We start from the raw sequence: 13532 nt of genomic DNA, 5'->3' as shown, positions 1-13532 counted from the left end.
TCTATCTTCTCAAAGGAATTACCTCGACGAGGAGGTAATTCATATATTACTGGCTGTGTTATCGGCACGCTGTTGAGTTCTCAAAGAACACGCGCTCACCGGATCCGTTCTCCGATTCCGGAGAGTTTCACTCGGGGCTTGTGACTGTGTTTCTTACTTCTGGAAGCTTAGCTAGTCTGTTTTCGCTTTGTCAAATCGGCCTCTCGGGCGATTCAGCTCGGCGCAAACTCGCTTCGCATTCAGTTTTTGGCTTGGTTCAGAAGTTATCTGACTGGCTTTTCCGGTGTCAAATCGGGGTCATTTTCAGATCCCGGACAGCACGTTAGGCCGTTCATTTACTTCTGGGGGTTTGACGCCGTGAGACTTTACCCGGCCCGATCCGCGGTGTCAACCGCTCGTTCCGGGGTCTCGCTTGCGACTTGGAGAAAGTTACTCACGCGGAGATCCAAAGTCAAATCGCCTGGTCAGCGGGTTGCTTGATCGGCACGGACGGCGCAGGAGCAGGCGGCTTGGCGCCAACTGGACGCGGCCGCAGCCACAAACTGATGGAACGAAGTCCCTCCATCGCCCTGACGATCTGGTCCGGTGAGGCGGCCTGACGGGTCGCCAGCGGCACCAGGTCGTAGCCCCAGATGCCGAACTCCTTGAGGACCGTCACCGGATCGTCACCGAGATCCGCCGTCGCGGTGGCCGAGAACTCGAGGAACACGTGCGGCCGATCCCGGCGCAACAACCTGACCAGACCCGCGAGCGCGCGGTGCCCACGTCCAGGCGTGTCCACTCGCACGACGGAAAGTTTCATGCCCTGCACCAAGGCGATCTCTTCGAGCTCCTTGTCCAGGCGCACCGCTCGCACCCGAGCGACATCCGGACCGGCGTCCGCGGGCAACGGCGTCACTGACACACCACCGGTCAGCGTCGGCGCTACGGACAGCTCGCCCGGGCTCTCCCACGCAGCGCCTTCGATCACGGTCAACCGCTCACCCACCGCGGCAGGCAGGTTCGCCGAGACGTTGTGCCGGAGCAGCGCGGCGGCGCCGGCGTCGGGTTCGACCGCCACGACCGCGCCCATCAGGCCGAGCCGCGACAACACGCGGATCGAGTGGTAGCCGACGTACGCACCGACGTCGAGGAAGATCCCGTCCGGCTCCACGAGAGAGTCGAGCAGCTCCGCGAGCTCTGGCTCCCACACTCCGTTGGACGACAACAGCGGAAGCATGAACGCGTCGTCGGCGGGCAGCCGCATCATGCCCGCATCGCACAACACCAACGAGCTGCGGACCTCGGGCGCGTCACCAGCGACCTCGTGCTGACGCACCACCACGCGCCGTAGCGCGTCCGCGGTCTGTTGTGCCTGGTTGGCGGCACGGATGGCACCGTCGAGCCGGGTGTCCCGCTCGCGGAACACCTCGACGACCTTCGACTCCAGGCTGTCGATCCGGTCCAGCGTGCGGTCGAGCGCGACGGTCAGCTTGTCGATCCGTTCGGCGAGCACGTCGTTCGCCTGCGCGCGCTTGGCCGCCTCCGTGACGACCGCGTCCTCGATGTCGCGCAGCCGGCGGCCCTGACCTGCCATGTCCGCGCGCACGCGCACGACGCCGTCGTCGACGCCTACCAGCTGGTCACCGAAGTGCGACTGCCGTTCCGCGACCTGTTCGACCTCGGCGCGCAGCAGCTCCAGTTCGCCCGCGCCGACGCCGGTCCGCAGCGCGTCCTGCCGCTCGACCAGCTCGGCGACCGTGCGCTCGACCCCTTCGACCAGGGTGTGCAGCACCGCGCGCATGTGGTTGTCGTAGTGGTCCAACGCGCGCAACACGACCTTGCGGAACGCGGGGGCCATCGGCGTCCGGTGCGCGGTGTCCACGTTGGGCTGACGTAGTAACGCGTGCTTCGCCGACTGCAACGCGAGCATAGGGTCGACCTCGGGCCTCGGCTTTGGCCGGCGCGCGCGCCATCCCCGGTACGCGTGCTCGACGCGCTCGCGCAGAAGTTCACCGACGCGCGCGACAGACCGCACGGCCAGCACATGCTCACGTCCGGCCGCGCCCAGTGCCTGCGCGGTCGGCAGGTCTTCGGCCAGCGAGTGCAGCAACTTCGCGGCCGCCTGCACATCGGGCTCGGAGCCCTGATGGCACGGCACCAGCACCGCGGTCTTGCCGAAGAGCTCCGAAACAGCGCCGTGGTCGGACGCCACCACGGGAATCCCCCGCACGGCCAACGTGGCCAGGCGCAACGCGATCCGGTCGTCCGCCCCACCGCGGTGCAACGACACCACGGCATCGGCGGTCAGGCACACGTCCTCGTCCTCGACTAGCGAAATCCGCTGGTCAGCGGCCGTAGCCAGGCGCAACCGCTCGGCGGCCTCCGGGTGCTCGAAGGCACCAGACACCGCGATTCGCAGCTCTACATCCGTGCGATCCGGGAACGCGGTCAAGAACGCCGACACCGCGCCGAGCACGTTGCCGGGCCGGTCGAGAGAGTGGTCCGCGATCGCCGCGAACACCACCACGTCGCCCGTTGAGTGCTCACGCGCACCGGCATCGATCACCGGCACGGGCATCACCCGCACGATGGGCCCGCCGATGCGTTCGGCAGCAGCACGCGACACGTCAGACGACAGCCAAAGCTCGTTCACGCCCGTGCGGTCGTCCGCAGGCGTGGCGTCCAACGCGACCTCGACGACGAACCGGCCTGCCGGCACCTCGTCCGAAGAAGAGGTGCGCACCACGACCGGATAGCCGGCGGAAGTCGACACCGGCAGACCGGACGCGCGCGCCGCGGCGAGCACCAGCTCGGACAACGGCCCCGAGCCGACCACGGACACACCGAGCTGGTCCAGCAGTGCCGGACCCTCTTCGCGTGGCTGCGGCACGGCGGGCACGGGCAACCGCCCGGAGGCCACGCCTGCCCCGGCGCACCACTCGCGCCAGGCGTCGGCGTCCGCGCCGTAGGGAGCGGGGAACTGCTGTTGCAACGCCGAGTCAGCGCGCCACACCGCGTCCGCCCACCGCGTGCCACCTTGCTCGGTCTGCTCGCACGCCCAGATGAGGAACCCACCACCACCGTCCTCACCGAACGCCGGTGGCGGCGTCGGCGACTCGGCCCGGTAGTCGGCGCGCAGCTCGGACGGGATGACCGTCCCGTCGATCAACGCCCCGAACCGGTACGGCACCGGCTGCGTGCTCCAGCCACATCGCACCAGCTCAGCGCGGTAGGCCGTGCACAGCTCGGCGACGATCGGGTGCTCCGAGAGCAGCACGCGCGGCCGTTCCGCGAAGTCGGCGGACAGCAGCCACGGGCGGCGCGGGTCGAACCCGTCGAAGTGGACGGTCAGCAGGTCCTGGCCGACGACGGCGATCGCGCCGGACTCGGTGCGATGCAACGGCCGGTCGGCGACATTCCACACCGACACCCCGAGCCGGGCGTCGCGCAGCACGTGGTGCGGCACGATCGCGGGCATGTCGAGCGAGTCCAGGAAGGACTCCGCACCGTCACCGACCGCGATGAACCCCGGGTCGAACGCCCCGAGGTCGTGCAGCTCGGCGGGCCCCGGCTGCAAGCCGTCGTCCGCCAGCGGCCGCAACGTGCGCGGCAGCAACACGACCGGGGCGTTGCGCAGCGCCTCGAGCACGAGCTTCGTGACCGACCCGAACACCTGCACCCACGGGTCGAGGTACAGCACCGGCATGCCCTGCTGCAGCAGCGCCTCGAGCAACCTCGGCAGCACGATCTTGCGCAGCTCGGGGGCGTCCAGCGCGGTGGCGAGCACGTGCAGGTCGTCCTCGGACATGCCGATCTCGGCGGGCGTGATCAGCCCGGGACCGGCGTGCTCCGGCTGCGCGTCGATGATCAGCGCGACGAACCGGCCCTCGGGGTGTTCCGCGAGGAACGAGCTGGACAGGACCTTGACCGCGGGCAGTTCCGCCGCCGTGGCGACCGTGCACGCGCAGATCGTCGGCTGGAACTCGGGTACCTCTGTCACGGAGAGCAACGTATCTGCCTCACAGCACGGGAAGAAGTGTGCGCAACTCGTACGGGGTGACGCTACGACGGTACGCGTCCCACTCCGTCCGCTTGTTGCGCAGGAAGAAGTCGTAGACGTGCTCGCCCAGCGCTTCGGGCAGCAGCTCCGAGTTCTCCATCTCGGTGAGGGCCTCACCGAGGTTCTGCGGCAGGTTCGCGTACCCGGCGGCACGACGCTCACGGTCGGTCAGCGACCACACGTCGTCCTCGGCGGGCGGCGGCAGTTCGTAGCCCTTCTCGATGCCCTTGAGGCCGGCGGCCAGGATCACCGAGTAGGCCAGGTACGGGTTGCACGCGGAGTCCAGCGAACGGACCTCGACGCGGCGCGACGACGACTTGCCCGGCGAGTACATGGGCACACGGACCAGTGCCGAGCGGTTCGCGTGACCCCAGCACACGGCCGTGGGCGCTTCACCGCCGACGATCAGCCGCTTGTAGGAGTTGACCCACTGGTTCGTGACGCCGGAGATCTCACGCGCGTGCTTGAGAATGCCCGCGACGAACTGCTTGCCGATGTCGGAGAGCTGGTACGGGTCCTCGTCGTCGTAGAACGCGTTGCGGTCGCCCTCGAACAGCGAGAAGTGGGTGTGCATGCCCGACCCGGGCTGGTCGGAGAACGGCTTGGGCATGAACGAGGCGCGCACGGCCTGCGTGATCGCGACCTCCTTCACGACGTAGCGGAACGTCATGACGTTGTCCGCCATGGTCAGCGCGTCGGCGTAGCGCAGGTCGATCTCCTGCTGGCCGGGCGCGCCCTCGTGGTGGCTGAACTCGACGGAGATGCCCATCGCCTCGAGCGCCTCGATGGCGTGGCGGCGGAAGTGCGTGGCGGTCTCGTGCGAGGTCTGGTCGAAGAACCCGCCGTTGTCCGCGGGCTCGGGCTCGCTGCCGTCCGCGGGCAGGCCCTTGAGCAGGAAGAACTCGATCTCGGGGTGCACGTAGCAGGTGAAACCCGCCTCGCTCGCCTTCGACAGGGTCCTGCGCAGCACGTGGCGCGGGTCGGCCCACGACGGGGAACCGTCCGGCATGGTGATGTCGCAGAACATGCGCGCGGAGTAGTTCGTGCCGTCCGGTGTCTGCCAGGGCAGCACCTGGAACGTGCCGGGGTCCGGCTTCGCGACCATGTCCGACTCGTAGACGCGGGCGAAGCCCTCGATCGCCGAGCCGTCGAACCCGATGCCCTCGCTGAAGGCGCCCTCGAGCTCGGCCGGTGCGACCGCCACTGACTTCAAGAAGCCCAGGACGTCGGTGAACCAGAGCCGGACGAACCGGATGTCGCGTTCCTCGAGCGTGCGGAGCACGAACTCCTGCTGGCGGTCCATAGCGCGCAGCTTAAAGGCTCGGGACTCTCTACGATCAACGCATGTCCGCCCGTTGGTTGTTGGTTTGCGCACTCGCCCTGCTCACGAGCTGCACGTCCGGTGGAGATCTCCCCGATGGTGCGACGTTGCTCTCGAAGTCGGCCGAGTCGATGCGCTCGGTCAAGACCGTCCACTTCACCATCAAGGTGGAGGGAGAGCTCCCGGATGTGCCCGTCAAGGAGGCTGATGGCGACCTCACGGCCGCCGGTGAGTCCAAGGGCACCGCGAAGGTGACGCTCCTCGGGCAGCTGCTGTCCATCGAGTACGTCCTGACCGGCGGAAACCTGCACTTCAAGGGCCCGACCGGCGGGTTCACCACGGTGCCGGCGGCGTTCGCGGGCCAGGTCTACGACCCGTCGGCGATCCTGAACCCGGACAAGGGCGTGGCCAAGGTGCTGGCCAGCGCGAAGGACGCGAAGACGAAGTCGTCCGGTGACGTGTCGGTGGTCGAGGCGACCGTGCCCAAGGACGTCGCAGCCGGCCTCGTGCCGGGGATCTCCGCGGACGTGAAGGCGACGTTCTCTGTCGACAAGGACAACAAGCTCCGGAGCGCGTTGTTCGAACTGCCCGGTGGCCAGAAGGTCGACATCGGGCTGACCGACTTCGACAAGCCCGTCACCGTCACGGCACCTGCGTAACGAGGGCCAAGAACAAATGAGAAAGGTGGCTCTGGCCGCGTCCGGCGCGGCCGTGCTGCTGGGGGCGCTCGACGCGTACGTGGTCGTCGGCGTCCTCACGGACATGGTGCGCGACCTCGGCATCGCGGTGAACGAGCTGGAGCAGGCGACGCCGATCGTCACCGGCTACCTGCTCGGGTACGTGGCGGGGATGCCGTTGCTCGGGCAGCTGTCGGACCGGCTGGGACGCCGGTTCGTGCTGCAGGTGTCGCTGCTCGGGTTCCTGGTCGGCTCGGTGATCACGGCGCTGGCCGCGGACGTGCCGCTGCTGGTGCTGGGCCGGGTCGTGCAGGGGCTCGCCGGTGGTGCGTTGCTGCCGGTCACGATGGCCCTGGTCGCCGACCTGTGGGAGGAGCATCGGCGGTCGACCGCTCTTGGCGCGGTCGGTGCTGCTCAGGAGCTGGGGTCTGTCCTCGGCACGCTGTACGGCATCGCGGTCGCGTCGCTGTTCAACGCGTTGCCGTTGTTCGAGGTGTGGGAGCCGCAGAGCTGGCGGTGGGTGTTCTGGGTGAACGTGCCGTTGGCGGTGATCGCGATGGTCATCGTGCAACGGACCGTGCCGAACACACGGCGCGAAGTCCGCATCGACGTCGTTGGCGGCGCGTTGCTCGCGCTGGCGTTGTCGCTGCTGGTCGTGGCGCTCTACAACCCGACGCCGGCCGAGTCGGTGCTGCCGTCGTGGGGCTGGCCGGTGCTGGCAGCGTCCTTTGTGGTGCTGGGCGCCTTCTTCGTGTGGGAGCGCCGGGCCACCGCGAAGCTGATCGACCCCGAGGGTGTGCAGTGGCGGCCGTTCTGGGCGGTGCTCGGGGTGTCGCTCGCGGCCGGTGCGGCGTTGATGGTGACGCTGGTCGACGTGGAGTTGTTCGCGCAGACCGTGTTGCGCCACGATTCCGCGGCCGCGGCTGCCCTGCTCTCCCGCTTCCTGGTCGCGTTGCCGATCGGCGCTGTCCTGGGCGGGTTCCTCGCGGCACGGCTGGGCGACCGCTGGGTGTCGTTCAGCGGTCTGGCGCTGGCGGCGGTGTCGTACGTGTTCATCGCGCAGTGGCCGGCTGACGTCTCCGGCGTCGTGCTCACGCGTGACCTGGCCATCGCCGGGTTCGGGCTCGGGCTGGTCATCGCGCCGTTGTCCGGTGCTGTGCTGCGGGCCGTGCCTCCGATCAGGCACGGCGTCGCGTCCGCGTTCGTCGTCGTCGCACGCATGACGGGCATGCTCGTGGGCGTGGCGGCGTTGTCCGCGTGGGGACTCCACCGGTTCCGCGAGCTCACGGCAGGCCTGAACACCCCGCTGCCGTTCGGGGTCGAGAAAGCCGAGTTCGAACGGCAGCTGGCCGCCTACCAGCGCGGGCTCACCGACGCGCTGCTCACCGAGTACCACGAGATCTTCCTGATCACGGCGGTGATCTGCGCGCTCGGAGCGCTGGGTTCTGTCCTGCTCCCCTCGAAGTCAGCAGATCGAGTCGGTCTCCGGTAGTCGCAGGTCCACCAGGTAGTTCGTGCCCACACCGTCCACACAGCCGATGTTGTGCAGGAACGCCGTGTGCTGGTTTCCGTTGTAGGTGAGCAAACGCGCCCCCAGTGCGGCCGCGAGGTCCACGCCGGACTGGTAGGGCGTCGCCGGGTCACCGGTCGTCGAGATCACCAGCACCTGCGGCAGCCCGTTCACGTTCGGCGGATGCGGTTCCGACGTGTGCGGGGCCGGCCAGAACGCGCACGGGCCGAGCGCGGTCTCGTCGGTGGGCACCGTGTCGTTGCCGAGGATCTCCAACAGCCTCCGACGGTTGGACTCCAGGGTCGCCCTGTCCTTCACCGGTGGTTCGTCGACGCACCGGATCGCGACGAACGCGTCCTGGATGCGCGAGTAGGTGCCGTCCTGGGCGCGGCCGAGGTACTGGTCGGCGAGCTGCAGCAACGTGGTGCCCTTGTTCTGCTTCAGCTCCTGCAGGCCCTTCAGCGCCGTCTCCCACAGCCGGTCCGTGTACATCGCCTGGATGATGGCGGTGTTCGCGTCCGAGTGGGACAGCTTGCGGTCGCCGACCTGCACCGGGGTCTTCTTCAGCGGGTCGATCATCTGCCGGAAGCGGGACTCGGCGACGCTCGCGTCCGTCCCGATAGGACAGTCGCGCTGGGCGCACCAGCCGGCGAACCGCGTGAACGCCTCGTCGAAGCCCTGCGCCTGGCGTGCTGACGCGGCCACCTTGTCGCCGTCGACGCCCACCGCGCCGTCGAGCACCATCGCGCGCACGTTGCGTGGATACATCTCCGCGTACAACGTGCCGATGCGCGTGCCGTAGGAGTAGCCGAGATAGGTGAGCTTCTTCTCCCCCAGCGCGGCGCGCAGCACGTCGATGTCCCGTGCGACGTCACGGGTGCCGACGTTGCGCAGCAGGTCGAGGCCGCTGCGTTCGGCGCACTTGTCGACGAAGTACTTGTTCTCCTGCTCGGTCTGGTTCGCGTTCTCGCCCTTGGCTCGCAGGCGTTGCGCGTCTCGTTCCGCGTCGGTCAGGCACTGCACGCGGGGCTGGCTCGACCCCACGCCACGCGGGTCGAAACCCACCACGTCGAACCGCTTGCCGACCGGGTTGTTCGGCTGCATGTTCGCGACGTGCGCCATGCCCGAACCACCCGGACCACCGGGGTTCACGACCAGAGAACCGACCCTCCGCTCCTTCTCAGCGGCGGGTCGGCGTAACAGTCCGACGGTGATCGTCCCCAGATCCGGCTTCTCGTAGTCGAGTGGCACCTGCAGCCGCGCGCACTGGATGCCCTCGCGCTCGTACAGGCCCTTGCTCTTCGCATCGGTCGCGTAGGGCTGGCACGCGCCCCACGACAACACCTGCGAGTAGAAGCGCTCGATGCCCTTGCGCGCGGCGACGGGAGAGCCGTCGATGCGCGCGTAGGACGTGGAGGTACCGAGCAGAACGATCAAGGCGAACAAGGCCGCAGTGACTCGGGATCGCCTCTTCGTCATTAGGCGCACCGGGTTCCGTCGGCGGGCAATGTCTGGTCTATCAGGTACTTCACCCCGATGGTGTCCACGCACTCACGGCCCTGCAGGAAGACCGTGTGCTGCTCGCCCTCGAAGGTGAGCAGGCGCGAGTTGAGCGATTTGGCCAGGTTCACGCCCGCGTCGTAGGGCGTGGCCGGGTCACCGGTCGTGGAGATGACCAGCAGCGGCGGGATGCCGTCGGCCTTGGGCACGCCGGTGCGGCCGGTGACCGGGACGGGCCAGAACGCGCACGGGTCGAGTGCCGCGCCCGGTGGGTTTCCGTCGTCGAGGAACGGTGCCGCGGCCTTGTACTGCTTCGCGACCTCCAGCATCGCGTTCTTGTCTGTCACGCGTGCGTCGTCAACGCAGTGCACGGCGTTGAACGCGTCCGTGATCGTCGAGTAGTTGCCCTGATCGTCGCGGTCGAGGTACAGGTCGGCGAGCCGCAGCAGCATCGTGCCCTTGCCGGCCTTGAGCTCCTCGAGCCCCTGCTGCAGCAGGGGCCACAGCTGCTCGGAGTAGAGCGCCTGGAGCGTGGCGGTGAGCGCGTCGTTGTACGACAGCTTGCGGTTGCCGACGGCGACCGGTTTCTCGATCAGCGGCAGCGTGAGCTGGCGAAAGCTCGCGTTGGCGTCGCCGTCGAGCGGGCACTTGCCCTTGTCGCGGCAGAACTTCACGAACTCGTCGAACGACCGCTGGAAGCCCCTGGCCTGGGCGACCGTCGATTGCCCCTGGTCCTGGGCCGGATCGACGGCGCCGTCGAGGATCAGTGCACGCACGTTCTGGGGGAAGGTCTCGGCGTACTCAGTACCTATGCGGGTGCCGTACGAGTAGCCGACATAGCTCAGCTTCGCGTCGCCGAGCGCAGAGCGAAGGACATCCATGTCCTTAACTACGTCCCGCGTGCCCATGTTGGCGAGCATTGACGCCCCGAATTTTGTTCCGGCGGCACACTTCTCGGCATACGCCTTGTTCTCTTGCTCCGTTTGGGTGATTCCGGCCGCGCTGGTGTCCAGATCGAGGTCCAAACGGTCGGCATCGCGCTCCGGTCCGGTGAGGCATTGGACGACGGGAAGGCTCGCGCCGATGCCCCGCGGGTCGAACCCGATGAGGTCGAAGCGCGCGGCGAGGTCGGTCTTGCGGTAGTCCGCCACCAAGCCCGCGGCCGTCGCCATCCCGGACGCGCCGGGGCCGCCGGGGTTGATCAGCAGCGAGCCGATCTTCTGGCCGGTCGCCTTCCAGCGCAGGACGCCGATGGTGATCGTGTCACCGTCCGGTTTGGTGTAGTCGAGCGGAACCTCGAGCCGGGTGCACTCGACGTCGCGCTTGCTCCCGAACGCCTCCCGGCTCGTGCCGGTCGTGGCGTACGCCGCGCAGTTCTCCCAGGCGAGCCGCTGGCCGTAGAACTTCTCCAGACCTGCGGGGACTGTCCCGGCTGGACCGGGTTTCTCGAAACTCACGCCCGGTTTGGCCGCCCCCTCGATCAGCGTCGTGCACGAGGCGAGAAGCGGAATGACGAGCAACACGCTCAAGAGACGGACCACAGCCCGATGGTATGGGAGATGATGAGGGCATGCCGCAGCTTCGCATCGCGCTCGCCCAGGTCAACGCCACTGTTGGCGACCTTTCCGGCAACGCGTCGTTGGTCGTGGACTGGACGCGCAAAGCCCGTGAAGGCGGCGCGCACCTCGTGGTGTTCCCCGAGATGGTGCTGACCGGCTACCCGGTCGAGGACCTGGCCATCCGCACGTCCTTCGCGCGCGCTTCGGCCTCCGCGCTGGAGCGGCTGGCGTCGACGTTGGACGAGTCCGGGCTGGGCGACGTCGCGGCGTTCGTCGGGTACCTGGAGCACGATTCCGTCGGCCCGCGCAACGCGGTCGCCGTGCTGCACGGCGGGCGTGTCGTGGCGCGGCAGTGCAAGCACCACCTGCCGAACTACGGCGTGTTCGACGAGCGGCGGTACTTCAAGCCGGGCTCGTCCCTGGACATCGTGCGGATCAACGGCCTCGAGGTCGGCATGGCGATCTGCGAGGACCTGTGGCAGGACGGCGGCCCGACCAGCGCGCTGGGTGACGCCGGCGTCGACCTGGTGGTCTCCCCGAACGCCTCGCCGTACGAGCGCAACAAGGACGACCAGCGGCTGCCGCTCGTGGCCCGCCGCGCCGCCGAGGCCGGTGCGCCGCTCGTCTACTGCAACCTGGTCGGCGGCCAGGACGAGCTCGTGTTCGACGGTGACTCCCTCGTCGTCTCCGCCGACGGTCAGCTGATCGGCCGCGGGCCTCAGTTCGTCGAGCACCTCATGTTCGTGGACTTCGACCGGCCCGGTGGCGGCGACTACGAGCAGGGCCAGGTCGGCGACTTCTACGTGCGCCGCGTCTTCGTGTCCGACGCCGTCCCGGCCTACGAGCCGTTGCCCGCGCCGCGGGTGTTCGAGCCGTTGTCCGACGAGGCAGAGGTGTGGCACGCGCTGGTCACGGGTCTGCGTGACTACGTGCACAAGAACGGCTTCCGGTCCGTTGTGCTCGGTCTGTCCGGCGGCATCGACTCGGCCGTGGTGGCCGCACTGGCCGTGGACGCGCTGGGTGCCGACTCGGTCCACGGCGTCTCGATGCCGTCGTCGTACTCGTCGGAACACTCCCGTTCGGACGCCTCCGACATGGCAGCGCGGACCGGGCTGCACTTCACCACCGAGCCGATCGGCGACATGGTGTCCGTGTACGTCGAACAGCTGAAGCTGACCGGTCTGGCCGAGGAGAACATCCAGGCCAGGTGCCGCGGCATGCTGCTGATGGCGTTGTCGAACCAGCACGGGCATCTGGTGCTCGCGACGGGCAACAAGTCCGAGCTCGCGGTCGGCTACTCGACCATCTACGGCGACGCGGTCGGCGGCTACGCCCCGATCAAGGACGTGCTGAAGACGCTGGTCTGGGACCTGGCCACGTGGCGCAACGCCGAGGCCGAGAAGCGCGGCGAGGTGCCGCCCATCCCGGAGAACTCGATCTCCAAGCCGCCGTCGGCCGAACTGCGGCCCGGTCAGGTCGACAGCGACTCGCTGCCCGACTACGAGCTGCTCGACGACCTGCTGGACGACTACGTCGAGGGCGACCGCGGGTACGACGACCTGCTTTCGGCCGGGTTCACGCCGGAGCTGGTGGACCGGGTGCTGCGGATGGTCGACAAGGCCGAGTACAAGCGGCGCCAGTACCCGCCGGGCACGAAGATCTCGAACAAGGCGTTCGGGCGGGACCGGCGGCTGCCGATCACGAACGGGTGGCGCGAGGGCTGACCCCCGCGCCCGTCCCGTCAGCACAAGGCCCGGTCCTGGGCGTCGTTCAGGCGTTGCAGTGCAGCGGCCGGATCGGTGAGCGCGCCCGGCAACGCGGTCTGCGCGACCGCCGCCGCACGTCCCGTGTCAGTGGCACCGGCCAGCGTGCCGTAGCCGTGGATGCCACCGCTGTGACCCCACACCACGCCGCCGCAGGTCAGGTCGGTGCGCATCAGGCCGAGGCCGTAGCTCGTGCCGGGCCTGCCGGTGTCCACGGTGGTGCGCATCTGGGCCAGTTGGGCCGATGGCAACAGGTCCCCCGCCAGCAGCCCGCGGTAGAACGCCGCGAGATCGGACGGCGTCGAGACGAGCTGGCCCGCGGCCCACGCCCACGACGGGTCCATCACGGTCACATCGATCACCGGTGACTTGGGGTCGTTCTCGTCGGCACGGTGCACGCCTCGCGCGTACGGGTGCCGCAGACCTTCTTCGCCCTCGTTCGGCCAGTACGTGTCGCGCAGCCCGAGCTTGCGGATCACGCGGTCGTTGATCTGCTCCTGCACCGGACGGCCGGTCACCTTCTGCACGAGCAGGCCGAGCACCACGTAGTTCGTGTTGGTGTACTGGAACTTCGCGCCCGGCGGGAACTGGGCGGGGTGGGCCAGCGCGACGTCCAGCACGTCGTGCGGGCTCAGGAAGCGGTGGCGGATCTCGTCGGGGCTTTCGAGGCCGATCTTGTCGGTGTACTCGGGCAGGCCGCTGGTGTGCTGCAGCAACTGCCGCACGGTGACGCCGCCGAAGCGCGGCTCCACCTGGCCGTCCAGGTCGATCTTGCCCTCGGCCACCAGCTGCAGCACGACCACGGAGAGGAACGCCTTGGTGTTGCTGCCGATGCGGACGTGCGCGTTCGTTGGCGTGCGTCCGGCCTGATAGGAGCGATCCACGCCGTTGCGCCGCACGGACATCAACGCCGCCGGCGCGTGTCCTTCTTCGACGATCCGGTGCACGGCCTGTCGGACGGTGTCCGTCGGTGCCGGCGCTCCTGAAACGCCGACCGCCAACGCCAGAACTGCCGCAGTCAGGTTCATCTCTCCCCCTCGTGGATGGACTGGACACGACAGTGCCTGGGAGGAGAGGGGCGGCGCGGTGACGTGAGCTGCCCGAACGGGAGTGGAGCCTGCTCTACCGCGCGCACTCCCGCCCGGCCGCTAGGTTGCCGG

The 13532-nt window shown here is 68.5% G+C and carries 8 protein-coding genes; 3 read left to right on the top strand and 5 right to left on the bottom strand.

The window, feature by feature from the left end:
* Window positions 1-451: 451 nt before the first annotated feature.
* Both ACIA8G_RS38290 and glnA read right to left on the bottom strand, forming a co-directional pair.
* Window positions 452-3982 (bottom strand): FkbM family methyltransferase, encoded by a 3531-nt coding sequence (locus tag ACIA8G_RS38290; RefSeq protein WP_396423653.1) that lies wholly within the window; start codon window positions 3980-3982, stop codon window positions 452-454.
* A gap of 19 nt (window positions 3983-4001) precedes the next feature.
* On the bottom strand, window positions 4002-5345 hold the full coding sequence (gene glnA, locus ACIA8G_RS38285) for a type I glutamate--ammonia ligase (RefSeq protein ID WP_396423652.1): 1344 nt from the start codon (window positions 5343-5345) through the stop codon (window positions 4002-4004).
* 41 nt (window positions 5346-5386) lie between these two features.
* On the opposite strand from glnA, the gene ACIA8G_RS38280 reads away from it, so the two are divergent.
* Both ACIA8G_RS38280 and ACIA8G_RS38275 read left to right on the top strand, forming a co-directional pair.
* Window positions 5387-6022, top strand: coding sequence for an LppX_LprAFG lipoprotein (locus ACIA8G_RS38280; RefSeq protein ID WP_396423651.1), 636 nt, complete (start codon window positions 5387-5389; stop codon window positions 6020-6022).
* Window positions 6023-6038: 16 nt separating this feature from the next.
* The gene (locus ACIA8G_RS38275; protein WP_396423650.1) at window positions 6039-7532 is read left to right on the top strand and encodes an MFS transporter; all 1494 of its coding nucleotides are present in this window, start codon (window positions 6039-6041) and stop codon (window positions 7530-7532) included.
* On the opposite strand, the gene ACIA8G_RS38270 is transcribed toward ACIA8G_RS38275, so the two are convergent.
* Together ACIA8G_RS38270 and ACIA8G_RS38265 are read right to left on the bottom strand one after the other, a co-directional pair.
* Complete coding sequence (locus ACIA8G_RS38270) at window positions 7506-8987, bottom strand: alpha/beta fold hydrolase (protein WP_396423649.1); 1482 nt, start codon at window positions 8985-8987, stop codon at window positions 7506-7508. The genes ACIA8G_RS38275 and ACIA8G_RS38270 overlap by 27 nt on opposite strands.
* 41 nt (window positions 8988-9028) lie before the next feature.
* Window positions 9029-10591 (bottom strand): alpha/beta hydrolase, encoded by a 1563-nt coding sequence (locus ACIA8G_RS38265; RefSeq protein ID WP_396423648.1) that lies wholly within the window; start codon window positions 10589-10591, stop codon window positions 9029-9031.
* 29 nt (window positions 10592-10620) lie between these two features.
* Between ACIA8G_RS38265 and ACIA8G_RS38260 the strand changes: the two genes are divergently transcribed.
* The gene (locus tag ACIA8G_RS38260) at window positions 10621-12333 is read left to right on the top strand and encodes an NAD+ synthase (RefSeq protein WP_396423647.1); all 1713 of its coding nucleotides are present in this window, start codon (window positions 10621-10623) and stop codon (window positions 12331-12333) included.
* A 17-nt stretch (window positions 12334-12350) separates the two neighbouring features.
* On the opposite strand, the gene ACIA8G_RS38255 is transcribed toward ACIA8G_RS38260, so the two are convergent.
* A complete protein-coding gene (locus ACIA8G_RS38255; protein ID WP_396423646.1) occupies window positions 12351-13400 on the bottom strand; it encodes a serine hydrolase domain-containing protein in 1050 nt (349 codons plus the stop codon).
* Window positions 13401-13532 lie beyond the last annotated feature (132 nt).

This window comes from Lentzea sp. NPDC051213 (assembly GCF_044455585.1).
In the GTDB taxonomy this organism is placed as follows: Bacteria; Actinomycetota; Actinomycetes; order Mycobacteriales; family Pseudonocardiaceae; genus Lentzea.
This window is presented reverse-complemented; position numbering and strand designations above follow the sequence as displayed.